Consider the following 25,154-nt stretch of genomic DNA (forward strand, 5'->3'; position numbering starts at 1 on the left):
TCAGGCGCTGGCGCGCACCGGCTGCGCGGCGGCGCGTTCGGCGGCGAAGCTCTCGCCGGCCTCGCACGGCGCCGCCGCCTGCTTGCGCACGAAGCGGCGGCGCGCATCGTGATAGCTGCGGTCGGGGCCGAAGAAGTTGCGGTACATGTGCGCGAGTTCCTCGGCGCCGTAGCTCTCCAGCGGCTTGCGCCGCTCGTCGTCGGCGCGGCGCTTGCGCTTGGCGGCCAGCGCGCGGCGGCAGGCGCCGGGCTCGGACAGACGCTCGGCGCGCTGTTCGACGTGGGCGAGGAAATCCGCGCCGCCGGCGCCGAAGGCCGCGTCGATCAGGCCGATGCGCTCGGCCGCGGGCGCGCCGATCGGGCGCAGGCCTTGGGTCAGTTCCTGCGCGACCGTGGCGCCGACCCGGCGCGGCAGCAGGTAGGTCCAGTACTCCGAACCGTACAGGCCGCCCATGCCCTGGTAGTGCGGGTTCAACACCGCGCCGCGGCGCGCCCAGACGTGGTCGGCGGCCAGCGCCAGGATCACTCCGCCGGCGCCGGCGTTGCCCTGCATCGCCGAGACCACCAGGTGCGAATCGGTCAGCACGATCTCGCGCACCAGCGCGTTCATCGCCAGGATGTTGCGCCAGGATTCCAGCGCCGGATCGGCCGCGGCCTCGATGGTGTTGAGGTGGATGCCGTTGGACCAGATGTCGCTGCCGCCGAGCAGCACGATCGCCCGGGTCGGGCGCTGGCGCGCGTGCAGGAACGCGGTGCGCAGGCGGTCGCACTGCAGGGTCGACATCGCGCCGTTGTAGAAATCGAAATGCAGGTAGCCGACCGCGCCGGCCTCGCGGTAGCGGATCTGGCGATAGCCGTGGTCGCGGCGCCCGGCCACCGAGGTCGCCGGCTTGAGCGCGCGCGCGGCCACGCCGCGCAGGCGCGCCTCGCCCAGCACCTGGGTCGCCGGCAGCTTGATCCCGTCCTTGTCGCGCAGATGGCTCAGCCACAGCGCGCCGTCGCCGCTGGCCACGCACACCGCGCCTTCGCGCCGTCCGAGCAGTTCGCCGGGACGGCCGCGCAGCGACGGCTCCACGTGCGCGCCGAACACCTGGCAGCGCAGGCCGGCGAGCTCGGCGCGCGCGCCCGGCGCGCTGTCGCCGCAGCGGATCCGCGCCAGCAGCGCGGCGTTGTCCATTTCCCAGTCCAGCGCGCGATCGCCCGGGCGCATGCTCGGGCGCAACCGGCCGCGCACCTCGGGATCGGCGTAGTCCAGCGGCCGCGGCGCGAAGCCGCCGGCTTCGAAGCGTTCCACCGCCTGCAGCAGCGCGCGCACCGCCGCATCGGTGACTTCGTGGCGATAGAGCTCGCTCTTGCCGACGCCGCGCACGGCGAAGCCGGCGCTGGCCCAGATGTCGCCGGCGTCCATCTCGGCCGCGGCCTGCAGCACGGTCACGCCCCACTGGGTCTCGCCTTCCAGGATCGCCCAGTCCAGCGAGGACGGGCCGCGGTCGCCGACGATGCCCGGATGCACGATCAGGCAGGTGTGGCGGGTCCAGATGTCCTCGGGGATCGCCGACTTGAGCATCGGCGCGACGATCAGTTGCGGCCGCTCGCGCGCGACCGCCGCGCGCATGGTGTCCGGGTCGGACGCCACCTGCACCGCGACCTGATGGCCCAGCTCGGTGAGTTCGGCCCAGGCGCGCTGAGCCAGCCCATTGAACGCGGTGCACAGAAACACGATGCGCAGCGACATGGTCCATCCCCCTGTCACGACGAAGGCTCGAATGTGTGCCAATGAATGTTCATAAACATGAGCGGACATCACAAATTCCTGCTGCATCGCAGCGGGCTTGCGTTTTTTCGACGCTCATCGCCGTTCCACAAGAAAGTCGTCTCGAAAGTGCCGTGCGGTGGCCGGCGTCGGCCGCGGACCGCGTTCGCCCCAACCGTCGCGCTGCGTCGCGACCCGCCGCGCCACGCGCCGGCCGCCATCCGCTCATGACGAGCGGCCGCCCCATCGCCCAAGGAGAGATCGATGTTCGCCCCGTCCCGCCGCGTCCTCGCCGCCACGGCCTTGTGTTTCGGCGTGGCGTTCTCGCTGAGCGCCTTCGCCAGCGCGTGCGAGGACTGCCATCGCACCTGCTTCGTCGAACGCTCGGCGTGCCGCGCCGCGGGCGCGCCGCAGGCGCAATGCCTGGCGGAGTACGTCGAGTGCCGCCGTCCGTGCAACTGCCCGCTTCCCTGACCCGCCACCTCAATCCAGGAGACGTCCATGTTCAAGCGCAACCGTTTCGCCGTCGCTTCCGCGTTCTGTTTCGGCCTGGCGTTCTCGTTCGCCGCGTTCGCCCAGCAGGACTGCCAGTCCTGCACCGATGCCTGCTACGAGCGTTACGAGCAATGCAACTTCGACGGTTATCCGTTCTGCAAGACCGAGCTGCGCGCCTGCATCCGGGCCTGCGGCTGCCAGGTCTGAGCGAGGCCGCGGCGCGCGCGGACCGGCCGCACATCCGACCCGTGCCGGCGACGCCTGTCGGAATCGACAGGATTCGCCGGGCTTTCGCAAACCACATCACATCTGCCGTGCCGAAGGGACATGGAACGCGTGCGGCGCGGTGCTATAACCCGCAAGCGCCCACAGACGGGCACAAGGAGGAACAGTGATGTTGACCGCCGTTTTGCGCCGCGCATCCGCGGCCCGTCGCCTGGCCGGCGCCGCGTTCTGCTTCGGCCTGGCCTTCTCGCTCGCCGCGTCCGCCGCGCTGACCCCGGAACAATGCGCGCTGTGCTGGCAGGACTGCATCGCCCGCTTCGAGCAATGCCGCGCCGACGGCGGAGGCTCGGCCTGCTTCCGCGAACGCCAGGCCTGCGTCAACGCCTGCGGCTGCCGCGGCTGAGCCCGGCGCCGCCGCGCACCGGGCGTTTTCCTGCATCTCCGACTGCGGCGCGCGCGCCGCGCACCATCATCACCAGACGATCCATCGAGGACACCGAATGAACTTCAAGTCGATCCTGACCACCATCGCGGTCGTAGCCCTGGCCTTGGGCCTGGGCGTGGGCGCGGGCTATCTGGTCCGCAACTCCGGCCTGATCGGCGGCGGCAAGGGCGTGGAACTCGAACAGGGCGACTACTCGGCCGTCTACGCCAAGGCCGGCGGCGACATCGTGCTGTACTCGCTGTCGACCTGCCCGTTCTGCCACAAGGCCAAGGAACTGCTGGACAAGCGCAACGTGCGATACGTCGAGCGGGTGATCGACAAGGACGAAGTCGCGCGCAAGGAGGCCGACGGCCTCAAGATCAAGAGCGTGCCGGTGATCTACATCGGCGACCAGAGCATGCGCGGCTTCGACGAAGCGAAGTTGGTCGAATTGCTGGAGAAGCACGGCAAGAAGGCCTGAGGCTTCGGCGCCGCGCCGCCGGCGCGGCGTCTTCGGCCCCGCAGCGGCGATGCAAGCGAGGTGTCGCGGTCGCAGCTTGCGCAGTTCCTGCAGTCGGATCAGGCCGCGGCGTAAAGGTCGCGGCCTGCCGCTTCGACAAGCCCGGCTGAACTGCCTGTAGGAGCGACGCGAGTCGCGACCGCGACACCACGCCAACGACTCAAGCAAGCAATCGCATCCGCATCGCTCAGCGCTCGCCGCCGAATCACGCGGCGACGCGCGGTCTCGCATCAAGCCGGCGCATCGCCCACCACTCAGATCGCGTCGATCGCCTCGGCCAGACGCTCGACCGCCACCACCTCCATCTCCCCCACCCGACCGCCGCGCGGCGCGTTGCTCTTGGGCACGATCGCGCGCTTGAAGCCATGGGTGGCGGCCTCCTTCAACCGGTCTTCGCCGTTGGGCACCGGCCGGATTTCGCCGGACAGGCCGACTTCGCCGAAGGCGATGGTCTGCTCGGCCAGCGGCTGGTCGCGCAGCGACGACAGCACCGCCAGCAGCACCGGCAGGTCGACCGCGGTTTCCTGCACGCGGATGCCGCCGACCACGTTGACGAACACGTCCTGGTCGCCGACCGCGACGCCGCCGTGGCGGTGCAGCACCGCCAGCAGCATCGCCAGGCGGTTCTGCTCCATGCCCACCGCGACCCGGCGCGGGTTCGACAGCGGCGAGGAATCCACCAGCGCCTGCACCTCCACCAGCAGCGGCCGGGTGCCTTCGCGGGTCACCATCACGCAGCTGCCCGGCTGCGGCGCGCGGCTGCCGGAGAGGAAGATCGCCGAAGGGTTGGGCACCTCGCGCAGGCCCTTGTCGCTCATCGCGAATACGCCGAGCTCGTTGACCGCGCCGAAGCGGTTCTTGAACGCGCGCAACACGCGGAAGCGGCTGCCGCTTTCGCCTTCGAAGTACAGCACCGCATCGACCATGTGCTCGAGCACGCGCGGGCCGGCGATGCCGCCTTCCTTGGTGACGTGGCCGACCAGGAACACCGCGGTGCCGGTTTCCTTGGCGTAGCGCACCAGCCGCGCGGCGCTCTCGCGCACCTGGCTGACCGAGCCGGGCGCGGCGCCGAGCTGTTCGGTCCACAAGGTCTGGACCGAGTCGGCGACGATCAGCGCGGGTTTCATCGTCGAGGAGTGTTCGAGGATGCGCTCGACGCAGGTCTCGGCCAGCGCGTGCACGCCGTCCAGCGGCAGGCCCAGGCGCGCGCCGCGGCCGGCGACCTGCGACAGCGACTCCTCGCCGGTGACGTACAGGCCCGGCAGGGTCTGGGCCATGCGGGTGATCGCCTGCAGCAGCAGGGTCGACTTGCCGATGCCCGGGTCGCCGCCGACCAGCACCACCGCGCCGTGGACCAGGCCGCCGCCGAGCACGCGGTCGAACTCGCCGATGCCGGTGGTGACGCGGGCCTCTTCCTGATGGGTGACGTCCTTGAGCGCGGTCACCTTCGGCGCGTCGGCGCGGCCGGCCCAACTGGTGCGGCGGCTGGCCGCGACATTGGCCGCGCCGCCCTTGGCGGCCGGCTCGACCACGAATTCGCTGAGCGTGTTCCAGGCGCCGCATTCGCCGCACTGGCCCTGCCATTTGCTGTAGTCGGCGCCGCACTCGGAGCACACGTAGGCGGTGCGCGCCTTGGACGCGGCGGATTTGGCGGGGGGTTTGGACATGGCGGACGGCGACTGCGCGGGTAAAGCGGCACTTTAGCCGCTGATCGTCGCAGCGTGCGAGACGGGACGCGGCAGCGCGGTGGATTCCTACGCCGGGTGGGCGGCTTGCCGGTGGTTTCGGCGCGAACGGACGCTTCGTGGTCGCGGCTTGCGCCGCTCCTACAGGTAGCCCAGGTCGATCCGCAGCCCCTGCAGGAGCGGCGCAAGCCGCGACCGCGACAACCGGATTACCGCGCTAACGCGACCGCCGATCGCTCAAGCCGCGATCGGCCGATGCTGCTCGGGATAGATCGCGCGCAAATGCTGCTGCGGCATCGCCAACAGCCCGCCGACGTCGCTGGACGCGACGATGCTGTAGCCGCGCGCGTCGATGTCGTTGCCGATCGCGCGCCAGTCCAGCCGCGGCATCGCCATCGAGGTGTCGATGGTCCAGCCGAAGCGCAGCGCGCCGAGCGCCTTCATTTCGTCCAGGGGCAGCCAGCTGTCGGACGGTGCGACCACATACCCCTCGTTGTCGCCTACCACGAATACGTCTACGCGCATTTTCGTCATTGCCTGTGTCGCCTGTGTCGCGGGCCGGCGCATGTTGTCCATCCGGGCGATAAAAAGGAGTGAAGAAGGAATGGCCAATTGGTGAAATCCGCACCGTCGCGCAATTGGAGTTCACCTTCTATGCACGGCGATGACAGCCGGCGGCGTCCGCACAGGATGCGCCGCGGCCGTCGCACGGTCGGCGACGGCCGCGGCGAACGCAGCCGAGCTGCGCAAGCGCACTGTCCGCGGTCCTCCGGCGCAAACCGGCGCGCCCCACGGTTTGCCTCCCCGAAGCGCACTGCGATACTGCACCCACCGCGCGCCCCGGCCGCGCTCGACCGAATCGGAAACCACGCTCATGGAAGACACCGCTCCCGCCCGTTCCGCGTTGCGCCGCGGCGCCCTGGCACTGTCGCTCGTCGTCGCGGCCGCCGCCGCGCCCGCCGCCTTCGCCAGCGGCCACCTGCCCGGCTTCCCGATCCCGCCGCGCAGCTTTCCCGACTACGCTGCCTGCAAAGCCTCCCTCGAACAGACCGCGCGCGACGACCGCGCCCGCGCCGAAGCGCAGCCACGCGAGACCGAGCCGGGCGTCACCCGGCAGATGCTGGTGATCAGCGACGGCGTGACCGAATCCGGCCGCGAGCAGGCCGCCTACCGGGCCCAGATCGGCGCCCAGTTTCGCCGCCGCGACGAAGCGCGCGCGGCGATCGTCACCACGTTTTCGTACGACGAGAACAGCTACCGCTGCCAAGGCGGCGAGCTGAGCGGCGAATCCGGCGCGCGCGGCTATTACCAGCCGGGTTACGAGCCGATCCCGACGCCCCGGCGCTGAGACGCGCGCCTCAGCGCCGGATCGTCGACCAGCCCTGCGGATAGTCCTGCATCGGCACGCCGACGAAGCCGTCGCCCGCGGCCTGCCACAACTGCATCGAGCGGCCGTCGCTCCAGATCACGTCCATGCGCGCGTCGCCGCTGAAGTCGCCGGCCTGGACCACGCGCCAGTCGCGACCGGGCGAGTAACCGGCTCCAGGCTCAGGGCTACGTCGGGCCGGCCGTCGCCGTTGAAATCGCCCACCGCGATCGAATGCGCGGTCAGGGTGTCGCCAGCGAGTTCGGCGCCGGTGACCGTCGACTCGGTCTCGGCGAAGCCGCCGTGGCCGTCGCCGGAGAACACCAGGCGCGCGCCCGGTTTGCCCGCGATCAATTCGGCGTGCGCCGGCAACGTGCGCAACGACCAGGTCCGGTGCCGCCGGTGGTCAGCACATCGAAAGAACGCGCGCCCGAGACGATCAGATCCTGCACACCGTCGCCGTTCACATCGCCCAGATCGGTACCGGCGAAGTCCGCGGTGCGGATCGAAATCGGAAACCCCTCGTACAACGGGAACCAGTCCGTGGCATCGCCATCGCGCCATGACGTGGCCGAGACGCTCAAGGTCTGATAGCTGGAGGAAATTTTGATGTGCTCGGCGCGGCCATCGCCGGTCACATCGCCGATCTCGCTGGCGTGGAACGCGATCCAAGGCGATTCGAAGGTGTTGGTGGGCTGCCTCAGGACATCCAGCGAATAGGCATCCTGCGGCGCCGCAGCAGCCGACAAGCTCCACCCCAACGCCAAGCCGGTCAGCGCGACCAGCGCATCCATGCTCTTCATCCCCGCTCCCTTGGCGCGTTGCGCGCCGTTCTTCGATTGCGGGGACATAAATCACGCCATCGCGATGCCGAAACGCCGGCGCGAACGCCGCGACGACCGCCCGTCGGAGCCGCTCGGCGCGGTCCGATTCGCTTGCGTGCCGCCGCAAATCCATTGCGTTCGCACCAGGCACAAAAAATTCGCAGCAGGCACAAAAAAACGCCCGGCGCGGGGCCGGGCGTTCTCGCTTCTATATCGCTGGTGCCGGAAACAGGAGTCGAACCTGCGACCTACGCATTACGAATGCGCCGCTCTACCAACTGAGCTATTCCGGCGAGGACGGCAATTCTAGGCGGCCGGGGCCTGGGCGGTCAATTCTGGCACCCGCGGCGGCGGTGCCCGATCATGCCGTGCGTCGCGGCGGTATTCGCCGCCGCGCCCGGCGTTCGGCCCTGCCGCGTCGCGCTACGGGCGCGCTACGGGCGCGGGCTGCGCCGGGCCGGCCGCGCATGCCGCGGCCAGGCTCGGGCACGCAGAGTCGCAGCGCGCCCCGGCGCCGATCAAAGCCCGCACGGCGAGGCCAGCGCCGGATTCTGCTCTTTCACCGTATCTACATGCGCCAGCTTCTTGCCGCGCAGCGCCGCGACCTGCGCCTCCACGTCGGCGGTGGCCAGGGCCACGCCCTCCTGGAAGAACACCCAGTCGATGTCTTCCTGGTACTCGCGCAGTTCCGGCGAATCCACCGGGCCCAGCGATCCGTCCGCGCCCTTGGGCATGAACCACAGGTTGAAGTTGATCGACATGAAGTCTTCCGGGTACACGGCGCTGCTGTGCACCGAGAACGGCTTGCCGTCGACGTAGTAGCTCACCTTCTTGTCGGCGACGGTAAGCACCAGGGTGTGCCAGCCGGCGTAGCTGCCTTCGGTGCGCGAGAACTCGTTGACCTTGGTCCACGGCTCCAGCTGGAAGGTGTCCCAGGTGGTGGTCCACATCGCCGGCTTGGCGTTTTCGCCCCAGCCGCCGTTGGGCAGGTATTCAAAGTCGGTCTCGCTGTAGTTCTTGTCCATCGGCGCCTTGAGCGGGCTGATGGCGTAGAAGGTCTGGATGACTTCGTCGCCGTCCGGGCCGTAGCTGGGCTGGTCGCGGAAGTAGATGCGCGCGGCGTAGGTGCCTTCGCGGTATTTGCGCGCGTGGCAGAACTGGGTCTGGCGGGTCTTGTCGGGCTGGCCGTTGGTGACCGAGCTCATCCGCACCGCGCCGCCCTGGGTGTCGGCGATGTCGGCGTGGAAGGACAGGCCTTCGGCGGACCAGGCCGCGCCCTTGATGCCGGGATGGCCGGTTTCGGTCCGCACCTTCCAGCCGTTGGCCTGGAACGCGGCCAGGTCGGGGTAGCTGAAATCGTCGAAGAACACCGGCGCCTGCGCCGCGGCCGGCGTGGCCACCGCGGCGGGCGCGGCCGCCGCGGTCTTGTCGTTGCCGGTTTCGGTTTTCGCCGCGCAGCCGGCGGCGACGGCCGCGGCGGCGAGAGCGCTGACTAGAAAAATACGATGCCGTCCCATGGTGCCGTCCTTTGTTCGTGGCCAATCGTGCGCGACTGAAGCAACGGGCCAATCTCGCGCAAAATTGACAACGTTGTCAAACGGCCTGGACCCGAGCTTTGCAGGCCCAGCCCGCCCATCGCCCGGATCGGATCCGGCGCTCGCCTGTCCTGCTCCGGGCCACAGCGCTTAACCGGTCACGCCACGTCGCGCCCGCGCCTGCGCGCGGGCGCTTCGGCGGGCACGCCGGTTCCGCGACCGCCTTGCCGCTTCGGCACATTGCCCCACCCGAATGTGCAGTTTTGCGGCCTGATCCGGTTGTGCGCGCCGGGGCGATGGCCGAGTCTCGCCGCGCGGTCGCGGATGCAGGGGGCCGCCGACCGCTGCCCATCTCTCGCAGCAGGAGCCCCCAATGATCCGTTCGTCCCTAGTCCCGCGAATCCCGCGAGTCCCGCGAGTCCCGCGCACGCTGCCGTTCGCCATCGCCTGCGGCCTGTCGCTCGCCGCGCTCGCGCCGTCGGCGCTGGCCAAGCTGCCCGACGGGGCGCTCGACCCCGCCTTCGGCCGGCGCGGCCTGGTCGTCACCGATTTCCCGGTCAACGACGATTTCGTCCGCGCCGTGGCCATCCAGGCCGACGGCAAGATCCTCACCATCGGCGAAGGCGGCGGCGCGGATCCGCTGCAGCGCGATTACTTGCATTGCCGGCTGCTGCGCTTCGGCGCCGACGGCAAGCTCGATGCCGGCTTCGGCGTCGGCGGCGAGGTGCGGATCGAGCTGCGCTCCGACGCCAAGCCGGCCGCGTGCCGCGCGCTGGCGGTGCAGGCCGACGGCCGCATCCTGGTCGCCGGCGGCAACCAGGGCGACGCCCTGCTGCTGCGCTTCCTCGCCGACGGCAAGCCCGACCGCCGCTTCTCGCGCGACGGCGTGCAGACGCTCGATGTCGGCGGCCTCGACGAGTTCTACGGTCTGGCGCAGCAAGCCGACGGCCGCATCGTCGCCGCGGGCAAGCGCTTCGACGCCGACAGCGGCCAGGACGCGGTGGTGCTGGCGCGCTACCGCAGCGACGGCAGCCTCGATCCGGGCTTCGGCCGCAAGGGCGTGGTGGTGACGCCGCATCCCGAGCAGGCGCTCGGCGCCGGCGCCCAGCACGTGCTGCTGCAAAGCGACGGCAAGATCGTCGTCGCCGGCGGCGGCGGGCGCTGGAACCTGATCGCGCGCTATCTTGCCGACGGCCGCCCCGATCCGGGCTTCGGCGACAACGGCAGCACCGTCGACCGCATCACCGGCCTCAACGCCGGCGCGCAGGGGCTGGTGCTGCAGACCGACGGCAAATTCCTCACCAGCCATCCGATCGTCGCCGGCAGCGACGTGCGCGGCACCTTGCTGCGCCACAACGCCGACGGCCGCCTCGACACCACCTATCACCGGCCCGATCTGGACATCTCCGGCCGCCTGGCGCCGCAGTCCGACGGCCGCGTGCTGGTGGTCGGCAACCTCGCCGGCGCCGCGCCCAAGCCCGGCCGCCTGCAGCGGGTCAATCCGGACGGTTCGGTCGACACCAGCTTCGCGGTCGCGCCGATCGACTTCGGCGGCAACGACGACTACTTCATCGACCTCGCCGTGCCCGGCGGCGGCCGCATGGTGGTGGCCGCGTGGCTCAGCGAGGAAAACCGCATCGGCCTGGCGCGGGTCGCGGCGACCACCTACTGCCTGGCCGACCCGGTCAATCCGGGCCGCTGGATCGGTTTCAGCGAGAGCGGCTGGTTCGCCACCATCGACAGCGGCATCGGCGGCAGCGGCCAGGGCCTGCTGGCGAAGGGGCGGCTGCGCTCGGTACAGCCGCAGGGCCAGCCGGCCGGACGCGCCCTCAGCGCCGGCGGACCGGCGCCGGCGGCGTATCGCGTCGATGCCTTCGCCGTCACCGGCGACGTGCGCGGCTTCGGCTTCGCCAACGTCAGCAAGCGCGGCAGCGCGCCGGCGCAGTACGGCCTGGTGGATGCGCGCATGAACGACCCGGCCTGCAAGATCCTGCCGGGGCGCTGAGCCCGCGGCGGATGGCGGCGCGGCGGCCGGGCTTCGCGTCCGTCCGCGGCGCCGTCGGCTGCGGCGCGCGCTTCGACCTGCCGGCGAGCGCAAAAGAAACGGCCGGTCCTGGCAGGACCGGCCGTCGTCTTGCTTGCGCGAACTGCTGCACACCGACGCGTCGGCGCGCCGCGTTTACTGGATCAACTGCAAGCGCAATTCCTTCGGCAAGGCGAACACCATGTTCTCCTCCTCGCCGTCGAGTTCGGCCACGTGCTGCGCGCCGAGTTCGCGCAGGCGTTCGATCACGCCGCGCACCAGCACTTCCGGCGCCGACGCGCCCGCGGTGATGCCGATGCGGCGGCGGCCTTCGACCCAGCGCGGGTCGATCTCGACCGCGCCGTCGATCAGGTACGCGGCCACGCCTTCGCGCTCGGCCAACTCGCGCAGGCGGTTGGAGTTGGAGCTGTTCGGCGAGCCGACCACCAGCACCAGATCGCAGCGCGCGGCCAGTTCGCGCACCGAATCCTGGCGGTTCTGGGTGGCGTAGCAGATGTCGTCGTTCTTCGGCCCCTGCACCGCCGGGAACTTGGCGCGCAAGGCTTCGATCACGCTGCGGGTGTCGTCGACCGAGAGCGTGGTCTGGGTGGTGTAGGCGAGGTTGTCGGGCTGGTCGACCTGCAACGCGGCGACGTCGTCGGCGTCCTCGACCAGGTAGATGCGGCCCGAACCGGCTTCGCGCTTCCACTGCCCCATCGTGCCTTCGACTTCGGGATGGCCTTCGTGGCCGATCAGCACCACGTCGCGGCCCGCGCGGCAGTGGCGCGAGACTTCCAGATGGACCTTGGTCACCAGCGGGCAGGTCGCATCGAACACCTTGAGCCCGCGCCGTTCGGCTTCCGCGCGCACCGCCTTGGACACGCCGTGGGCGCTGAAGATCACGGTGGCGCCGTCGGGCACTTCGTCGAGTTCCTCGACGAACACCGCGCCGCGATGCTTGAGATCGTCGACGACGAAGCGGTTGTGCACGACTTCGTGGCGCACGTAGATCGGCGCGCCGAGGGTTTCGATCGCGCGCTTGACGATCTCGATGGCGCGGTCGACGCCGGCGCAGAAGCCGCGGGGATTGGCGAGCAGGACGTCCATGGGGCGATTGTACTCCGGTCCCGGCGGGTGAGCGGCTTGGGGCAGAAGTTAGCGAATAGAAGTTAGGAGATAGAAAAAGCCGCTTCCCCCACTCCTATCTCCTATCTCCTATCTCCTATCTCCTATCTCCTATCTCCTGCTTTTCCTTGCTGAACAGCCCGAACGCCGCGATCCCGATCGCGCCGCCGACGATGGCGGCGTCGGCGATGTTGAACGAAGGCCAGTAGAAGGTGCGCCAGTACCACTGGATGAAATCGACCACGTGGCCGTGCATCAGCCGGTCGATCACGTTGCCGATCGCGCCGCCGATCACCAGCGCGTACGGCAGCGCGGTCTTCCAGTCGCCGCGCGGCGTGCGCGCCAGCCAGCGCGCCAGCAGGCCGCTGATGCCGACCGCCAGGACCAGGAAGAAATACTTCTGCCAGCCGCCGGCGTCGCTGAGGAAACTGAAGGCCGCGCCGGTGTTGTAGCTGCGGTACCAGTTCCAGAAGCCTTCGATCACCACCACCGGGGTGTACTCGGGCAGCGAGGCCAGCACCCAGTTCTTGCTCCACTGGTCGAGCGCGATCACCGCGATCGAGACGATCAGCCAGGGCAGCGCGTTTTTGGCGGGGGGGCTAGTCATTGGGTTCGCAATCGGAAATTCGGGAGTAGAAAAGCGCCGCGGCGCGAACGAAGCGCCGCGGCCGCATCAGAACCAGCGCCGGTCTTCGCCGGGGCCTTCGACGTTGCTGACGCAGCGCGCGCACAGCTCCGGATGCTTCGGATCGGAACCCACGTCGGCGCGGTGGTGCCAGCAACGCACGCACTTGCGCTTGCCCGTCGGCGCGGCCAGCACGGCGATGTCGTGGAGGCCGTCGTCGGCGACCACTTCGACGTCGCCGCTGATGAACAGGAAACGCAGCTCGTCGGTCAGCGGCGCCAGCCAGTTCTGGTCGGCGACGCCGCAACGCAGGGTGATCTCCGCTTCCAGCGCCGCGCCGATCTCGCCGGCCGCGCGCTTGGGCTCGAGCGCGCGGGTGACGCTCTCGCGCAGCTCCAGCAGACGCTTGAAGTCCTCGTCCGACAGCGCCGCGTCCGCCGGCAGCGGCGCCAGGCCGTCGTACCAGGTGGCGAACAGCACGTTGTCCTCGCGCGCGCCGTGCTCGGTGTTGGCCGGCAGGTGGCGCCACATCTCGTCGGCGGTGAACGCCAGGATCGGCGCGATCCAGCGCACGAACGCTTCGGCGATGCGGTACATCGCGCTCTGCGCCGAACGGCGGCCGCGCGAATCCTCGCGCATGGTGTACAGCCGGTCCTTGGTCACGTCCAGGTACAGCGAGCCCAGGTCGACGCTGCAGAAGTTCGACAGCAGCTGCACGATCTCGGCGAAATCGTAACGCTCGTACGCGGCGGCGATGCGGTCCTGCACGTCGCTGGCGCGGTGCACGATCCAGCGGTCGAGCGCGACCATGTCGGCCAGCGCGACCGAATCGCGCGCCGGGTCGAAGCCGTTGAGATTGCCGAGCAGGAACCGCGCGGTGTTGCGGATGCGGCGATAGACGTCGGCGTTCTGCTTGAGGATCTTGTCCGACACCGACATCTCGGCGCTGAAGTCGGTCGAGGCGACCCACAGGCGCAGCACGTCCGCGCCCATCGCGTCGATGACCTTCTGCGGCACCACCACGTTGCCGAGCGACTTGGACTGCTTCTTGCCCTGCTCGTCGACCGTGAATCCGTGCGTCAGCACCTGCCGGTACGGCGCCACGCCGTCCATCGCCACGCCGGTCAGCAGCGCGCTGTGGAACCAGCCGCGGTGCTGGTCGGAGCCTTCCAGGTACAGGTCGGCCGGCTTGCGCAGGCCGTCCTGCGGACGCTGCGCGAGCACGCATTCGTGGCTGGCGCCGGAGTCGAACCAGACATCGAGGATGTCGGTGACCTTCTCGTAGTCGCCGGCCTCCTCGCCCAGCAACTGCTCGGCGGTCATCGCGTACCACGCGTCCACGCCCTCGCGCTCCACCGCGTCGGCGACCTGGCGCATGATCTCGACCGTGCGCGCATGCGGCTGGCCGGTCTCGCGATGGAAGAACAGCGCGATCGGCACGCCCCAGTAGCGCTGGCGCGAAATCGTCCAGTCCGGACGGCTCTCGATCATGTTGTAGATGCGCGACTCGCCCCAGCCCGGGATCCAGGTCACGCCCGGGATCGCGGCCAGCGCGTCGCGGCGCAGCCCGGCCTGTTCCATCGAGATGAACCACTGCGGGGTGGCGCGGAACACCACCGGCGTCTTGTGCCGCCAGCAATGCGGATAGCTGTGCTTGATCCGGCCGCGCGCCAGCAGCGCGCCGTTCTCGCGCAGGATCTGCAGCAGCAGCTCGTCGCTCTTGAAGATGTGCTTGCCGGCCAGCACGTGCTCGCCCGCCGCCGGCGTCGACGGCAGGTACAGACCGCGCGCGTCGACCGGATTGATCTGCGCGGCGGTGTAGCGCGCGATCAGGCCGTACTTCAGCGAGACCGCGTAGTCCTCCTGGCCGTGGCCGGGCGCGGTGTGGACCGCGCCGGTGCCGGCGTCGGTGGTGACGTGATCGCCCAGCAATACCGGGATTTCGCGTTCGGCGTAGAACGGGTGGCGCAGGCGCAGGCCTTCGAAGGCCTCGCCCGGATGCGCGGACCAGTCGCGGGTTTCCACGCTGTGGCCCTGCTTGAGCGCCTCGCCGTTGGCGATCGCGGCCAGCACCGCGCCGACCAGCTCGCTGGCGATCAGCAGGTACTCCGGACGCTGGCCCGGCTCCTTGAACAAGGCCTCTTCGCCCGGCTCGATCTTCACCAGCGAATACTCGACCTGCGGGCCCATCGACACCGCCAGGCTCGCCGGCAGCGTCCACGGCGTGGTCGTCCAGATCGGCACCGACAGCGGGCTGCCGTCGTCCTCGATCCCGAACACGTCGAACACGCGCTTGCGGTCGAGCACCGGATAGCGCACGTAGATCTGGGTCGATTCCTTGTCGTGGTACTCGATCTCCGCCTCGGCCAGAGCCGAGCCGCAGTCGAAGCACCAGTGCACCGGCTTGGAGCCGCGCACCAGATGGCCGCGTTCGACGATCCTGGCCAGCGACCGCATGATGTCCGCCTCGTAGCGGAAATCCATGGTCAGGTACGGGTTCTCCCAGTCGCCGATCACGCCCAGGCGCTTGAAGTCGCGGCGCTGCAGGTCGATCTGGCTGGCGGCGTACTCGCGGCACTTGGCGCGGAACTGGGCCGCGTCGAGCTTCTCGCCGACCTTGCCCCAGGTCTTCTCGACCTTGGTCTCGATCGGCAGGCCGTGGCAGTCCCAGCCCGGGACGTAGGGCGCGTCGAAGCCGGCGAGCAGCTTGGACTTGACCACGATGTCCTTGAGCACCTTGTTGAGCGCATGGCCGATGTGGATCTCGCCGTTGGCGTACGGCGGGCCGTCGTGGAGCACGAAACTGCGCTCGCGGTCCTTCACCTTCGCGCGAATTCGCTGATACAGGCCTTCGCTTTCCCAGCGCGCCAGGGTTTCCGGCTCGCGCTTGGGCAGGTCGCCGCGCATCGGGAATTCGGTCGCCGGCAGCAGCAAGCTGGCCTTGTACGGGTTGCCGGCGGCGGGTTGGCTCGGGTCGTTGGTCACAGCGGGTCTCGGACGGGTGTTCGGCGGATCGGTCTGGGCCGCGTCGGCGGCTTATGCGGTGTGCTCGGCCGCGTCGGCGGCGCGGCGCGGGTCGGGCGGCGTAGCGGGAATCCAGCGGCGGCGCTGCGCGTCCAGCGCGAGCAGTTCGCGCGCCTGCGCGGCGTCGCGGTGCATCTGCCGGGTCAGCGTCGCCAGGTCGGGGAACTTGAGCTCGGCGCGCAGGTGGGCGACGAATTCGACCTCGATCCTGCGACCGTACAGGTCGCCGTCGAAATCGAACAGATGCGCTTCCAGCAGCGGCTCCACCCCGGCCACGGTCGGGCGCGTGCCCAGGCTCGACACCGACGGCCACGGCCGCTCGCCGACGCCGTGCACCCAGGTCGCGTAGATGCCCGACAGCGCCGGGGTCTTGCCGCCGAAGCGCAGATTCGCAGTGGGAAAGCCGAGGGTGCGACCGAGCTGCTGGCCGCGCACCACGTGGCCGCCGATCGCGTACGGCCGGCCGAGCAGGCGCGCGGCGGCGGCGAAATCGCCGGCCAGGATGGTTTCGCGGATGCGGGTGCTGGACACGCGCTCGCCGTCCAGGTGCACCGGTTCGATTTCGTGCGCACTGAAGCCGGCCGTCTCGCCCATGCGCCGCAGCAGCGCGATGTCGCCGCCGCGCGCCTTGCCGAAACGGAACTCCGGGCCGACCCACACTTCGCGCGCGGCCAATTGCTTCACCAGCACGCGCTCGACGAACTCCTCGCCGCTCCAGCCGCTCAGCGCGCGGTTGAAACGCAGCAGGCCGACCTGATCGGCGTCCAGCGCCAGCAGGCCCTCGGCCTTGGCCCGCGGCAGCAGCAGGCGCGGCGGCGGCGCGGCCGGGGCGAAGAACTCGCGCGGCAACGGCTCGAAGCTCAGCGCCACCGCCGGCACGCCCAGCGCGCGCGCGCGCGCCACCGTGTGGCGCACCAGCGCGCGATGACCCAGGTGCAGGCCATCGAAGGCGCCGATGCAGACCACACTGCCGTGCGGGCAACGGATCCCGCGGTCGACGTCTCGAAACAGCCTGCTCATTCGGATTCTGGCGTGGGCGACCCGGTCGCCCGGGATACGGCTTGAAGGATGAATCAGGAAGTATAGCCGCCGGCCGCCGCTCTCAATGGCATCCGGCGCCGCGGTTGGGCGCGGTTGGCCTGCGAGCGCCGCCCGGGCTGTGCGGCAAGGCCCCGGCTTTTGCAGGAGGGCCTCGGCTTTTGTGGGAGGGCCTTCAGGCCCGATGCTCTTGTGCCTGTTCGCGGCGACCTGGGACAAAAGCATCGGGCCTGAAGGCCCTCCTACAAAGGCAAGCGCCCGAAGGCTCAATGCCCGCGCAAATCCCGCGGCCGGATGCCCTGCAGCCACAGCAGCGCCCCATACGCCGCGCCGCCGGCGCCGACCACCGCCGCCAGCTTCCACGCCCGCTCCCACCACGGCCAGCCGGTCCAGCCCGGCCACAGCCACAGCAGGAACAGCACCACCGCGCTCAGGCCCAGGCTGGCCACGCCGATCTGGCGCAGGAACCGGCCCCAGCCCGGCTGGCGCCGGTACACCCGCGCCCGGCGCAGGTACCAGGCCAGCTGCAGGGCGTTGGTCCAGCCGGCGATGGCGATGGCCAGGGCCAGGCAGGCGTGCGCGCCGGGCACCTCGCCCAGCGCCTGGGTCAGCCCCGCCCCGCGCGCCAGCGCGGCGCGGCCGGCATCGGTGAAGTAGACCGCCAGCAGCAACAGCGCGACCGTGGACAGCAGGTTCACCGCCACCGACACCACCGCCGACTTGACCGGGGTCCTGGTGTCCTGGCGCGAATAGAACGCCGGCGCCAGCACCTTCACCAGCAAGAACGCCGGCACCGCGGTCGACTGCGCCATCAGGCTCAGGCGGATCATCTGGGTGTCCTGCGCGGTCAGCCGGCCGTACTGGAACAAGGCCGCGATCAGCGCCTCGGCGCACAGCACCAGCCCCAGGCAGGCCGGGATGCCGATCAGCAGGCACAGCCGGAACCCCCAATCCAGCGCCCTGGAATAGCCCTCGCTGTCGGTCGCGGCATGGCGCTTGGACAGGTGCGGCAGGATCACCGTGCCGATGGCGACGCCGAACATGCCCAGCGGAAATTCCAGCAGGCGGTCGGTCAGATACAGCCAGCTCACGCTGCCGACGATCAGGAACGAGGCCAGCGCGGTGTTGAGCAGCAGATTGAGCTGGGCCACCGACGAGCCGAACAGGGTCGGCACCATCAGCTTGAGGATCTTGCGCACGCCCGAGTGCTGCCAGCCCCAGCGCGGCCGCGGCAGCAGGCCGAGCTTTGCCAGCGCCGGCAACTGGAACACCAGCTGCAGCACGCCGGCGAAGAACACGCCCCAGGCCAGCGCCAGCACCGGCTCGGCGCCGAACGGCCGCATCAGCGGCGCGGCGGCGGCGGCCGCGGCGATCATCGAGATGTTCAGCAGCACCGGCGACAGCGCCGGCACCGCGAACTTCTCGTAGCTGTTGAGCACCCCGCCGACCAGCGACGCCAGCGAAATGAACAAGGCGTAGGGGAAGGTGATCTGCAGCATCTGGGTCGCCAGCCGGTACTGCTCGCTGCCCGGGGCAAAGCCCGGCGCGAACACGCCCATGACCCAGGGCGCGGCCAGCACCACGACCGCGGTCAGCACCACCAGCGCCGCCGTCAGCGTACCGGTGACCCGGTCGATGAGTTCCTTGACCGCGGCGTGGTCGTGCTTTTCCTTGTACTCGGCCAGCACCGGCACGAACGCCATCGAGAACGAGCCCTCGGCCGAGAGCCGGCGCATGAAGTTCGGAATCCTGAACGCGATGAAGAACGCGTCCATGGCCGGACTGGCGCCGAACTGCCAGGCGTAGACCTGGTCGCGGATCAGGCCGGTGATGCGCGAGATGAAGGTCATCGCGCTGAACACCACCGAGGAGCGCAGCAGGCCGCCCTTACTCATGCCCGCCCTCCCCGGCTCCGGTTCGCCCGGTCCTGAGGCGCCCGCCCCGGCTTTGCCCAAACCCCGGCGGGTTGACGCAAGCCCCTGAATCGCCCATACTTTTGGGTCTGATTTTCCGCGATTGCGTCGCACCCGGTTCCGACCGGCGCCCGGCGCCTCGTTTTTCGTCCAGCTTCATTCACGTTTTCAACCCAATTTTTCAGGAATTCACCGTGGCAAACATCAAGTCCGCCAAGAAGCGCGCCAAGCAGACTGTCGTGCGCAACGCCCGCAACGGCAGCCAGCGTTCGATGCTCCGCACCGCCGTCAAGAAGGTGCTCAAGGCCCTCGGCGAGAACGACGCCGCCGGTGCCAAGTCCGCTTTCGACGTCGCCCAGCCGATCCTCGACCGTTTCAGCGCCCGCGGCCTGATCCACAAGAACAAGGCCGCCCGTCACAAGAGCCGCCTGGCTGCGCGCATCAAGGCGCTGGCCACCGCCGCTTGATTCGCCGCCCGTCCGGGCCGCGATGAACACAAACCCGGCTTCGGCCGGGTTTTTGTTTGCCCGCGTTTTTTCCGCTGCGGCCGCACCCTGCCCGCCCGCGCGCAAGCGCAGCGATGCGAAAGCCGACGCGGCCGCGGATGCGAACATGCCGCGCATCTTCGGCGCGGCCGGTGAAGCCGGATTGAAGCCGGCCACGCGCCGCGCGCGCACGCCGCCGCCGCGGCGCTCGAGGCGCCGCGACGGGTTCACGTTTTGACGATGCCGAGCCCGAGGCTCAGGGCGCATGGCCGCCCGCGGCGTTGGCGGCTTCCAGCGCCTCTTCGCGCTGGCGGTCGAAGAAGGCCATCACGTCGCGCATGATCGGCGCGGTGCCCTCGCGGCCGATCGCCGAAACCACGTACCAGCGATCCTTCCAGTCCAGCGCTTCGAGCGTCGCGCGCACGACTTCGTCGCGCTCCTCGTCGAGCAGCAGGTCGGACTTGTTGAACACCAGCCAGCGCGGCTTGTCGAGCAGTTCCGGATCGTGCTTGCGCAGCTCGTTCTCGATCGCGCGGACCTGCTCGGCCGGCGACAGGCCTTCGACCCCGCCCTCCATCGGCGCGATGTCGACCAGGTGCAGCAACAGCCGCGTGCGCTGCAGATGGCGCAGGAACTGCGCGCCCAGGCCGGCGCCGTCGGCCGCGCCCTCGATCAGGCCCGGAATGTCGGCGATGACGAAGCTGCGGTGCGCCTCGACGCTGACCACGCCGAGATTGGGATACAGCGTGGTGAACGGATAATCCGCGACCTTCGGCGTCGCCGCCGAGACCGCGCGGATCAGCGTGCTCTTGCCCGCGTTGGGGAAGCCGAGCAGGCCGACGTCGGCCAGCAGCTTGAGTTCGAGCTTGAGCTCGCGCTCTTCGCCCGGCAAACCCGGCAGCGCCTTGCGCGGCGTCCGGTTGACCGAGCTCTTGAAATGCATGTTGCCCAGGCCGCCCTTGCCGCCGCGCGCGACCAGCAGGCGGGCGCCGTGCTCGGTCAGGTCGCCGATGACTTCGTCGGTCTCCACATTGGTCACCGTGGTGCCGACCGGCACGACGATGATCAGATCGTCGCCGCCCTTGCCATAGGCCTGCCGGCCCATGCCGTTCTCGCCGCGCTGGGCGCGGAACTGGCGCTGGTGGCGGAAATCGACCAGGGTGTTGACGTTCTCGTCCGCGACCAGCCAGACGCTGCCGCCGGCGCCGCCGTCGCCGCCGTCCGGCCCGCCCAGCGGGATGAACTTCTCGCGACGGAAACCGACGCAGCCGTTGCCGCCGTTGCCGGCGATGACTTGGATTTCTGCTTCGTCTACGAGTTTCATGGGGAGGCTACTAAGAGCGGGAATGGGGAATTAGGGATCGGGGAACTGAGGATTCGTTGCGAAGGGGAGTTTAACCGCAGGGGATGGGACGCATCGGAAACGCGCCGTGGCAGGAGAACTGCGCGACCGCAGCTCCCCAACCCCGCTTGCGAAACCGCTCCATCACTCCGGCTCCCAAACGAAAAACCCCGCCGAAGCGGGGCTCCTCGCAGCAAACGTCGCGGCGCGATTACTCGGCGGCGACGACGCTGACGGTGCGGCGGCTCTTCGGGCCCTTGGTCGAGAACTCGACCTTGCCGTCGACCAGCGCGAACAGGGTGTGGTCGCGGCCGAGGCCGACGTTGGCGCCCGGGTGGAACTGGGTGCCGCGCTGACGCACGATGATGTTGCCGGCCTCGATGGCCTGGCCGCCGTAGATCTTCACGCCCAGGTACTTCGGGTTGGAGTCGCGGCCGTTGCGGGTGGAACCTACGCCCTTTTTGTGTGCCATGGCTGCTGCTCCTTACTTGTTGTCGCCACCGGCGATGCCGGTGATCTGGATTTCGGTGTAGTGCTGACGGTGGCCCATCTGCTTGCGATGGTGCTTGCGGCGGCGGAACTTGACGATGCGCACCTTGTCGGCGCGGCCGTGGCCGACGACCTTGGCGGTGACGCTGGCGCCCTTGAGCGCGTCGCCGATCTTGATGCCTTCGCCGTCGCCCAGCATCAGCACGGAGTCGAACTTGATTTCGCTGCCGGCTTCGACGTCCAGCAGCTCGACGCGGAGCGTCTCGCCTTGCATCACGCGGTATTGCTTACCGCCGGTGACCAGAACTGCGTACATGACCAGATTCCTCTGTAGTTATTTTTGGTCCTGCGCCGCCCAGGGATGGACGGACAGAAGCGGAATTCTAGGCGCTTCAGCGAGTTACGGCAACCGGGCGGGTTCGGCGGAGCGGGCGCAGGGCGAGAATCCGCCTCTCGCCCGTTTTAAATCAGTAACTTACGCCACTCCCACGGGCAGCATCCGGATCGGGGGTCGCTCAGCCGGGCTGCCGCCGGCCCCTGAATGCGCGTAAGGAGCGGTTCCCGCCTGTCCTGTCGGCGTCCGGGCCGGCCCGCCCCGCCCGGTTGCGGGGCCAGAACCCGACTGCCACCGCGGCACCCGCCAGCGGGATCCGGCCGCGCGCCCGCGCGTTCGATGTCGCCCCGGCCAGTCGATGATCTCGCCGATCCGCTGCGCACCCAGGCGGCGGCGCTGCAACGCCGGCCCGCTCCATCGCACGATCTCGATCGCACTGGCGTGCACTTTCATCCGCCCGCGCCGGCGATTCCACAACAGAAACAAATTCGCGCGCGAGCGCCCACCGCGCTCGCATCGCGTCGCATGCGAATGCAAGAACAGTGGCGAAGCGCAAGAAAATCGCCCGCAGCGCATCAGAAAGCGCGCCGACGAAGTTCACACTTCCGAAAGAAAATTTTTCGCGGGAAAAAACCGCGCGCGTCGTCGCGGCGAAGCCCGCGAATGAAAAAACGCCTGCAAATCCAGGCCTGCGCGCGTCGCACCGCGATTGCGCAGAAAAACTGCCGTATTCGTGTCTGTGCGCTCAGTCGCATTCATCGCGCTTGCACGGCTTCGATGACACTTGCACGTCACGTGCGCGCTCAATTAGCTTCGAACGCGAGCGACTTGCAGGGGGTCGCGCGACATGGAACGGCACCGTCCTTGCGCAGCGCGTGCGACGCACGCGCGCCAGCATGGTGCAGTCGCGATACGCGGTAGTTGGGGGCGTCCTGCATGGGCTTGCAGTCTTCAACCAGCAGTCTCATCCGTAGACCGGTAACCGGCGCAGCGGCCCGCCCCTGCGCCCACGCACGCACGACCGAACGCTTTCCACGCCGCCCGCGGCGCATGGCGACGGGCGGCTGCGCGCGAAGCATGCCGCTACGCGCCGGCGACGCGCCGCGCGCGTCGCGCTAAGCAAGTCCCGCGACGGCGCCCGCACGGCGCCTGCGCGGACCAAGGCCCGACGCTCGACAGGGGATGCGAAGGGGATCATGCGCAACGAAGGATCAAGGAAGTTTGTCATGACTCGCAAAGCACGTTCGTTGAAATGGACCGCTCTGGCGCTGGCGACTGCCGCGGTGATCGCTCCGGTCGCCTATTCCGGCGGCAAGCTGCAGGCGGTCAACAAGGTCGCTTCGGCCAAGGCCGCCGCATCGCCGAAGGCGGCCAAGCTCGCCCAGGCCAAGCTGAGCCAGCCGGCCACCAGCAATCGCTTCATCATCACCCGCGCGCCGGGCGCCGCCGCCAAGGTCAGCGCGTCGGCGATGAACCAGCAATACGCCAAGGCGGCCGCCGCGCTCGGCATCGGCATCCGGCCGCTGCGCACGCTGGCCACCGGCTCGCAGTTGATCAAGACCGACACGCAGCTCGACGACGCCGCCGCAAAGGAACTGGCGATCGAGATGATGAAGAACGATTCCAGCATCGTCGAAGTCATCAAGGACGGCTGGAAGCAGCGCACGATGGTGCCCAACGATCCGGGCTACGTCCAGCAGTGGCATTACAAGAACGGCCCGGGCGGCCTGAATCTGGAACCGGCCTGGGACATCGCCAAGGGCGACGGCATCGTGGTCGCGGTGCTCGACACCGGCATCACCCCGCACAGCGACCTCAACGCCAACATCCTGCCGGGCTACGACTTCATCGACGATCCCGAAGTCAGCGTCGACGGCGACGGCCGCGACGCGGATCCGAACGATCCGGGCGACTGGCACGACGGCGAGTGCAACATCTTCGGCATTCCCGAAGACAGCAGCTGGCACGGCACCCACGTGGCCGGCACCATCGCCGCGGTGACCAACAACGGCGTCGGCGTCGCCGGCGTCGCGCCCAACGCCAAGGTCCAGCCGGTGCGCGTGCTGGGCAAGTGCGGCGGCTACACCTCCGACATCATCGACGCGGTGACCTGGGCCTCGGGCGGCAGCGTCACCGGCGTGCCGGACAACGCTACGCCGGCCGAAGTCATCAACCTCAGCCTCGGCGGCTCGGGCGCGTGCAGCGCGGCCGAGCAGACCGCGTTCGCCGCGGCGCGCGCGCGCGGCACCACGGTGGTCATCGCCGCCGGCAACTCCAGCGGCGACGTGGCCAACTTCTCGCCGGCGAACTGCGACAACGTGATCGCGGTGTCGGCGGTCGGCCCGACCGGTTCGCTGGCGAGCTACTCCAACTTCGGCAACAAGATCGACGTCGCCGCGCCCGGCGGCTCGGGCGCGCAGCCGGCGGCCGACAACATCCTGTCGACCTTGAACCTGGGCCTGCAGGGCCAGGAAGGCGAAGGCTATGCGTGGATGGCCGGCACCTCGATGGCCGCTCCGCACGTGGCCGGCGTGGTCGCGCTGATGCAGTCGGCGGCGGCGACGCCGAAGACCCCGGCCGAGATCGAGAAGATCCTGGTCAACACCGCCCACGTCGGCGGCCAGCCGGGCGGCTGCAGCTGGAGCAACTGGTGCGGCTCGGGCATCGTCGACGCGCGCTACGCCGTCGCCGTGGCCAAGGGCAGCGAAGCGCTGCCGCCGGACCCGCAGGCGCCGGAACCCGAACCGGCGACCGAGCTGGAGAACGGCATCACCGTGACCAACATCGAGGTCGGCGCCAACGGCATCCTGCGCTATCAGCTGCTGGTGCCCAACGGCGCGTCGAACCTGCTGTTCGCCATGTACGGCGGCACCGGCGATTCGGACATCTACGTCAAGTACGGCTCCGAACCGACCAGCACCTCCTACGACTGCCGTCCGTTCACCTCGTCCAACAACGAGACCTGCTTCTTCCCGACTCCGAAGGGCGGCGTGTGGTACGTGCAGATCAAGGGCTACCGCGCTTCGGCCGGCATCTCGCTGTATCCCAGCTTCGTCGACGCGAACTATCCGCGCCGTCTCGAAGCCAAGGCCAGCGCGCTGCCGAACCACCGCACCTCGGTCAACCTGTCGTGGGAGAAGGGCAAGAAGAACATCGACATCTGGCGCAACGGCGCGATCCTCAAGACCGTCCGCAACACCGGCGCCAATACCGATACCTTCCGCATCATCGGCAGCGGCACCATGAGCTACAAGGTGTGCAACAACGGTACCCAGGAATGCGACGATCCGGTCGAGATCACCTACAACTCGAGCCGTTGATCCGAGCTGTGCGATAAGCGAAGGGCCCGGTGCGCCGGGCCCTTCGTGTTTGCGGGTGGGGATCGAGGTTTTCCTGCCACGCCGTCATTCCCGCGAATGCGGGCTCCGCTCTACTTCGGCGAAGCCGAACATCCAGGGCGTTTCGAGCGAGAACGTCGGTGGATCGGGTACGCGGCGGTATCGAATCCGGGCCTCGCGGCATCGTCGCGGTGAAGCCCTGGATTCCCGCGTTCGCGGGAATGACGATAGGTAGGATCGTAGCCACCGCTCAATCCATCGCTCCATCCACCGCTCCATCCACCGCTCCATCCACCGCTCAATCCATCGCTCCATCCACCGCTCCATCCACCGCTCCATCCATTGCACCCACCACCGCACCCGCCACAGCGTCCACCCGCAGCACGCGCCACACGGCTCCACTCGCCGCAAGCACCATTCCCCCCAGCGAACCGCCCGCACCACCCCGTTTCCTCGCAGCCCCGTCCAGCGGAGACTCCATGCGCACTGCCCGCACCGATCGCACCCGCACCACTCCCGTTTCCCGCCCCGGCGTCTTCGCCGGCGCCGCGCTGCTGGCCGCGCTCGCCGGCCTGAGCGCCTGCAAGCGCGA

General features: G+C 69.4%; 24 protein-coding genes, 1 tRNA gene and 2 pseudogenes. 11 read left to right on the plus strand and 16 right to left on the minus strand.

All coding sequences use genetic code 11. The annotated features are described in order from the left end of the window. The gene (locus A7A76_RS10340) at nucleotides 1-1,734 is read right to left on the minus strand and encodes a hydrogenase maturation protein (protein ID WP_206411134.1); all 1,734 of its coding nucleotides are present in this window, start codon (nucleotides 1,732-1,734) and stop codon (nucleotides 1-3) included. Between the two features lie 282 nt (nucleotides 1,735-2,016). On the opposite strand from A7A76_RS10340, the gene A7A76_RS10345 reads away from it, so the two are divergent. From A7A76_RS10345 to A7A76_RS10360, 4 genes are all read left to right on the plus strand, one after another. Further along, nucleotides 2,017-2,226 (plus strand): hypothetical protein, encoded by a 210-nt coding sequence (locus A7A76_RS10345; RefSeq protein WP_206411135.1) that lies wholly within the window; start codon nucleotides 2,017-2,019, stop codon nucleotides 2,224-2,226. A 27-nt stretch (nucleotides 2,227-2,253) separates the two neighbouring features. Next, on the plus strand, nucleotides 2,254-2,454 hold the full coding sequence (locus tag A7A76_RS10350) for a hypothetical protein (protein WP_206411136.1): 201 nt from the start codon (nucleotides 2,254-2,256) through the stop codon (nucleotides 2,452-2,454). 187 nt (nucleotides 2,455-2,641) lie between these two features. Beyond that, the gene (locus A7A76_RS10355) at nucleotides 2,642-2,875 is read left to right on the plus strand and encodes a hypothetical protein (protein WP_206411137.1); all 234 of its coding nucleotides are present in this window, start codon (nucleotides 2,642-2,644) and stop codon (nucleotides 2,873-2,875) included. A 97-nt stretch (nucleotides 2,876-2,972) separates the two neighbouring features. Further along, entirely contained in the window at nucleotides 2,973-3,377 is a 405-nt protein-coding gene (locus A7A76_RS10360) for a glutaredoxin family protein (RefSeq protein WP_206411138.1), read from the plus strand. Between the two features lie 293 nt (nucleotides 3,378-3,670). Here A7A76_RS10360 and radA read toward each other — a convergent pair whose 3' ends face one another. Both radA and A7A76_RS10370 read right to left on the minus strand, forming a co-directional pair. Continuing rightward, complete coding sequence (radA, locus tag A7A76_RS10365) at nucleotides 3,671-5,083, minus strand: DNA repair protein RadA (protein ID WP_206411139.1); 1,413 nt, start codon at nucleotides 5,081-5,083, stop codon at nucleotides 3,671-3,673. Between the two features lie 255 nt (nucleotides 5,084-5,338). Then, a complete protein-coding gene (locus A7A76_RS10370) occupies nucleotides 5,339-5,713 on the minus strand; it encodes a hypothetical protein (RefSeq protein ID WP_206411140.1) in 375 nt (124 codons plus the stop codon). A gap of 52 nt (nucleotides 5,714-5,765) precedes the next feature. Here A7A76_RS10370 and A7A76_RS10375 point away from each other — a divergent pair, with 52 nt between their 5' ends. Then, nucleotides 5,766-6,449 carry a hypothetical protein gene (locus A7A76_RS10375; protein WP_206411141.1) on the plus strand — a complete coding sequence of 228 codons (684 nt, stop codon included), beginning with the start codon at nucleotides 5,766-5,768 and terminating at the stop codon, nucleotides 6,447-6,449. A 117-nt stretch (nucleotides 6,450-6,566) separates the two neighbouring features. Here A7A76_RS10375 and A7A76_RS10380 read toward each other — a convergent pair whose 3' ends face one another. The 4 genes from A7A76_RS10380 to A7A76_RS10395 all read right to left on the minus strand — a co-directional run bounded on the left by A7A76_RS10380 (nucleotide 6,567) and on the right by A7A76_RS10395 (nucleotide 8,808). Continuing rightward, the gene (locus A7A76_RS10380) at nucleotides 6,567-6,848 is read right to left on the minus strand and encodes an FG-GAP repeat domain-containing protein (protein WP_206411142.1); all 282 of its coding nucleotides are present in this window, start codon (nucleotides 6,846-6,848) and stop codon (nucleotides 6,567-6,569) included. Continuing rightward, the gene (locus A7A76_RS10385) at nucleotides 6,818-7,318 is read right to left on the minus strand and encodes a hypothetical protein (protein ID WP_206411143.1); all 501 of its coding nucleotides are present in this window, start codon (nucleotides 7,316-7,318) and stop codon (nucleotides 6,818-6,820) included. Before A7A76_RS10385 ends, A7A76_RS10380 begins: the two co-directional genes overlap by 31 nt. A 190-nt stretch (nucleotides 7,319-7,508) precedes the next feature. Continuing rightward, nucleotides 7,509-7,584, minus strand: a tRNA-Thr gene (locus tag A7A76_RS10390). A 225-nt stretch (nucleotides 7,585-7,809) separates the two neighbouring features. Then, nucleotides 7,810-8,808 carry a glycoside hydrolase family 16 protein gene (locus tag A7A76_RS10395; RefSeq protein WP_206411144.1) on the minus strand — a complete coding sequence of 333 codons (999 nt, stop codon included), beginning with the start codon at nucleotides 8,806-8,808 and terminating at the stop codon, nucleotides 7,810-7,812. A 391-nt stretch (nucleotides 8,809-9,199) separates the two neighbouring features. Here A7A76_RS10395 and A7A76_RS10400 point away from each other — a divergent pair, with 391 nt between their 5' ends. Further along, nucleotides 9,200-10,831 carry a hypothetical protein gene (locus tag A7A76_RS10400; protein WP_206411145.1) on the plus strand — a complete coding sequence of 544 codons (1,632 nt, stop codon included), beginning with the start codon at nucleotides 9,200-9,202 and terminating at the stop codon, nucleotides 10,829-10,831. A gap of 174 nt (nucleotides 10,832-11,005) precedes the next feature. Here the strand turns inward: A7A76_RS10400 and ispH are convergent, their stop codons facing one another. The 4 genes from ispH to A7A76_RS10420 all read right to left on the minus strand — a co-directional run bounded on the left by ispH (nucleotide 11,006) and on the right by A7A76_RS10420 (nucleotide 16,643). Continuing rightward, nucleotides 11,006-11,956, minus strand: coding sequence for a 4-hydroxy-3-methylbut-2-enyl diphosphate reductase (ispH, locus tag A7A76_RS10405; protein ID WP_206411146.1), 951 nt, complete (start codon nucleotides 11,954-11,956; stop codon nucleotides 11,006-11,008). A 115-nt stretch (nucleotides 11,957-12,071) separates the two neighbouring features. After that, nucleotides 12,072-12,581, minus strand: coding sequence for a signal peptidase II (gene lspA / locus A7A76_RS10410; RefSeq protein WP_206411147.1), 510 nt, complete (start codon nucleotides 12,579-12,581; stop codon nucleotides 12,072-12,074). Nucleotides 12,582-12,647: 66 nt separating this feature from the next. Further along, nucleotides 12,648-15,506, minus strand: a complete 2,859-nt coding sequence (gene ileS / locus A7A76_RS10415; RefSeq protein WP_241200858.1) for an isoleucine--tRNA ligase — start codon at nucleotides 15,504-15,506, stop codon at nucleotides 12,648-12,650. Between the two features lie 129 nt (nucleotides 15,507-15,635). Then, complete coding sequence (locus tag A7A76_RS10420; RefSeq protein WP_206411149.1) at nucleotides 15,636-16,643, minus strand: bifunctional riboflavin kinase/FAD synthetase; 1,008 nt, start codon at nucleotides 16,641-16,643, stop codon at nucleotides 15,636-15,638. Between the two features lie 85 nt (nucleotides 16,644-16,728). On the opposite strand from A7A76_RS10420, the pseudogene A7A76_RS26455 reads away from it, so the two are divergent. Continuing rightward, nucleotides 16,729-16,911, plus strand: a pseudogene (locus A7A76_RS26455) (DUF6053 domain-containing protein); the annotation flags it as partial. On the opposite strand, the pseudogene A7A76_RS26460 reads toward A7A76_RS26455, so the two are convergent. Further along, nucleotides 16,824-17,024 (minus strand): annotated as a pseudogene (locus tag A7A76_RS26460) (DUF6053 domain-containing protein); the annotation flags it as partial. The pseudogenes A7A76_RS26455 and A7A76_RS26460 overlap by 88 nt on opposite strands. Beyond that, nucleotides 16,928-18,556, minus strand: a complete 1,629-nt coding sequence (murJ, locus tag A7A76_RS10425) for a murein biosynthesis integral membrane protein MurJ (protein ID WP_206411150.1) — start codon at nucleotides 18,554-18,556, stop codon at nucleotides 16,928-16,930. The pseudogene A7A76_RS26460 and the gene murJ, both read right to left, overlap by 97 nt. A gap of 212 nt (nucleotides 18,557-18,768) precedes the next feature. On the opposite strand from murJ, the gene rpsT reads away from it, so the two are divergent. Together rpsT and A7A76_RS10435 are read left to right on the plus strand one after the other, a co-directional pair. Continuing rightward, nucleotides 18,769-19,041 carry a 30S ribosomal protein S20 gene (gene rpsT, locus A7A76_RS10430; RefSeq protein WP_074866324.1) on the plus strand — a complete coding sequence of 91 codons (273 nt, stop codon included), beginning with the start codon at nucleotides 18,769-18,771 and terminating at the stop codon, nucleotides 19,039-19,041. A gap of 22 nt (nucleotides 19,042-19,063) precedes the next feature. Next, on the plus strand, nucleotides 19,064-19,297 hold the full coding sequence (locus tag A7A76_RS10435; RefSeq protein WP_206411151.1) for a hypothetical protein: 234 nt from the start codon (nucleotides 19,064-19,066) through the stop codon (nucleotides 19,295-19,297). Nucleotides 19,298-19,315: 18 nt separating this feature from the next. On the opposite strand, the gene cgtA is transcribed toward A7A76_RS10435, so the two are convergent. The 3 genes from cgtA to rplU all read right to left on the minus strand — a co-directional run bounded on the left by cgtA (nucleotide 19,316) and on the right by rplU (nucleotide 21,206). Next, nucleotides 19,316-20,383, minus strand: a complete 1,068-nt coding sequence (gene cgtA / locus A7A76_RS10440; protein WP_206411152.1) for an Obg family GTPase CgtA — start codon at nucleotides 20,381-20,383, stop codon at nucleotides 19,316-19,318. Nucleotides 20,384-20,612: 229 nt separating this feature from the next. After that, nucleotides 20,613-20,873, minus strand: coding sequence for a 50S ribosomal protein L27 (rpmA, locus tag A7A76_RS10445; protein ID WP_057948184.1), 261 nt, complete (start codon nucleotides 20,871-20,873; stop codon nucleotides 20,613-20,615). A gap of 12 nt (nucleotides 20,874-20,885) precedes the next feature. Beyond that, nucleotides 20,886-21,206, minus strand: coding sequence for a 50S ribosomal protein L21 (gene rplU, locus A7A76_RS10450; RefSeq protein WP_123647588.1), 321 nt, complete (start codon nucleotides 21,204-21,206; stop codon nucleotides 20,886-20,888). A gap of 376 nt (nucleotides 21,207-21,582) precedes the next feature. Here rplU and A7A76_RS10455 point away from each other — a divergent pair, with 376 nt between their 5' ends. Beyond that, nucleotides 21,583-21,891, plus strand: a complete 309-nt coding sequence (locus tag A7A76_RS10455) for a hypothetical protein (RefSeq protein WP_206411153.1) — start codon at nucleotides 21,583-21,585, stop codon at nucleotides 21,889-21,891. A 559-nt stretch (nucleotides 21,892-22,450) separates the two neighbouring features. Further along, nucleotides 22,451-24,544 (plus strand): S8 family peptidase, encoded by a 2,094-nt coding sequence (locus tag A7A76_RS10460; protein WP_206411154.1) that lies wholly within the window; start codon nucleotides 22,451-22,453, stop codon nucleotides 24,542-24,544. Nucleotides 24,545-25,154 lie beyond the last annotated feature (610 nt).

Source organism: Lysobacter enzymogenes, from assembly GCF_017168095.1.
In the GTDB taxonomy this organism is placed as follows: Bacteria; Pseudomonadota; Gammaproteobacteria; order Xanthomonadales; family Xanthomonadaceae; genus Lysobacter; species Lysobacter enzymogenes_D.

What these genes read in the sequence shown, in the direction of transcription:
- A7A76_RS10340 (WP_206411134.1), bottom strand. Translation starts at nt 1,734, where the DNA reads ATGTCGCTGCGCATCGTGTTTCTGTGCACCGCGTTCAATGGGCTGGCT.
- A7A76_RS10345 (WP_206411135.1), top strand. Translation starts at nt 2,017, where the DNA reads ATGTTCGCCCCGTCCCGCCGCGTCCTCGCCGCCACGGCCTTGTGTTTC.
- A7A76_RS10350 (WP_206411136.1), top strand. Translation starts at nt 2,254, where the DNA reads ATGTTCAAGCGCAACCGTTTCGCCGTCGCTTCCGCGTTCTGTTTCGGC.
- A7A76_RS10355 (WP_206411137.1), top strand. Translation starts at nt 2,642, where the DNA reads ATGTTGACCGCCGTTTTGCGCCGCGCATCCGCGGCCCGTCGCCTGGCC.
- A7A76_RS10360 (WP_206411138.1), top strand. Translation starts at nt 2,973, where the DNA reads ATGAACTTCAAGTCGATCCTGACCACCATCGCGGTCGTAGCCCTGGCC.
- radA (WP_206411139.1), bottom strand. Translation starts at nt 5,083, where the DNA reads ATGTCCAAACCCCCCGCCAAATCCGCCGCGTCCAAGGCGCGCACCGCC.
- A7A76_RS10375 (WP_206411141.1), top strand. Translation starts at nt 5,766, where the DNA reads ATGACAGCCGGCGGCGTCCGCACAGGATGCGCCGCGGCCGTCGCACGG.
- A7A76_RS10385 (WP_206411143.1), bottom strand. Translation starts at nt 7,318, where the DNA reads ATGTCCCCGCAATCGAAGAACGGCGCGCAACGCGCCAAGGGAGCGGGG.
- A7A76_RS10395 (WP_206411144.1), bottom strand. Translation starts at nt 8,808, where the DNA reads ATGGGACGGCATCGTATTTTTCTAGTCAGCGCTCTCGCCGCCGCGGCC.
- A7A76_RS10400 (WP_206411145.1), top strand. Translation starts at nt 9,200, where the DNA reads ATGATCCGTTCGTCCCTAGTCCCGCGAATCCCGCGAGTCCCGCGAGTC.
- ispH (WP_206411146.1), bottom strand. Translation starts at nt 11,956, where the DNA reads ATGGACGTCCTGCTCGCCAATCCCCGCGGCTTCTGCGCCGGCGTCGAC.
- lspA (WP_206411147.1), bottom strand. Translation starts at nt 12,581, where the DNA reads ATGACTAGCCCCCCCGCCAAAAACGCGCTGCCCTGGCTGATCGTCTCG.
- ileS (WP_241200858.1), bottom strand. Translation starts at nt 15,506, where the DNA reads ATGCGCGGCGACCTGCCCAAGCGCGAGCCGGAAACCCTGGCGCGCTGG.
- A7A76_RS10420 (WP_206411149.1), bottom strand. Translation starts at nt 16,643, where the DNA reads ATGAGCAGGCTGTTTCGAGACGTCGACCGCGGGATCCGTTGCCCGCAC.
- murJ (WP_206411150.1), bottom strand. Translation starts at nt 18,556, where the DNA reads ATGAGTAAGGGCGGCCTGCTGCGCTCCTCGGTGGTGTTCAGCGCGATG.
- A7A76_RS10435 (WP_206411151.1), top strand. Translation starts at nt 19,064, where the DNA reads ATGAACACAAACCCGGCTTCGGCCGGGTTTTTGTTTGCCCGCGTTTTT.
- cgtA (WP_206411152.1), bottom strand. Translation starts at nt 20,383, where the DNA reads ATGAAACTCGTAGACGAAGCAGAAATCCAAGTCATCGCCGGCAACGGC.
- rpmA (WP_057948184.1), bottom strand. Translation starts at nt 20,873, where the DNA reads ATGGCACACAAAAAGGGCGTAGGTTCCACCCGCAACGGCCGCGACTCC.
- rplU (WP_123647588.1), bottom strand. Translation starts at nt 21,206, where the DNA reads ATGTACGCAGTTCTGGTCACCGGCGGTAAGCAATACCGCGTGATGCAA.
- A7A76_RS10455 (WP_206411153.1), top strand. Translation starts at nt 21,583, where the DNA reads ATGATCTCGCCGATCCGCTGCGCACCCAGGCGGCGGCGCTGCAACGCC.
- A7A76_RS10460 (WP_206411154.1), top strand. Translation starts at nt 22,451, where the DNA reads ATGACTCGCAAAGCACGTTCGTTGAAATGGACCGCTCTGGCGCTGGCG.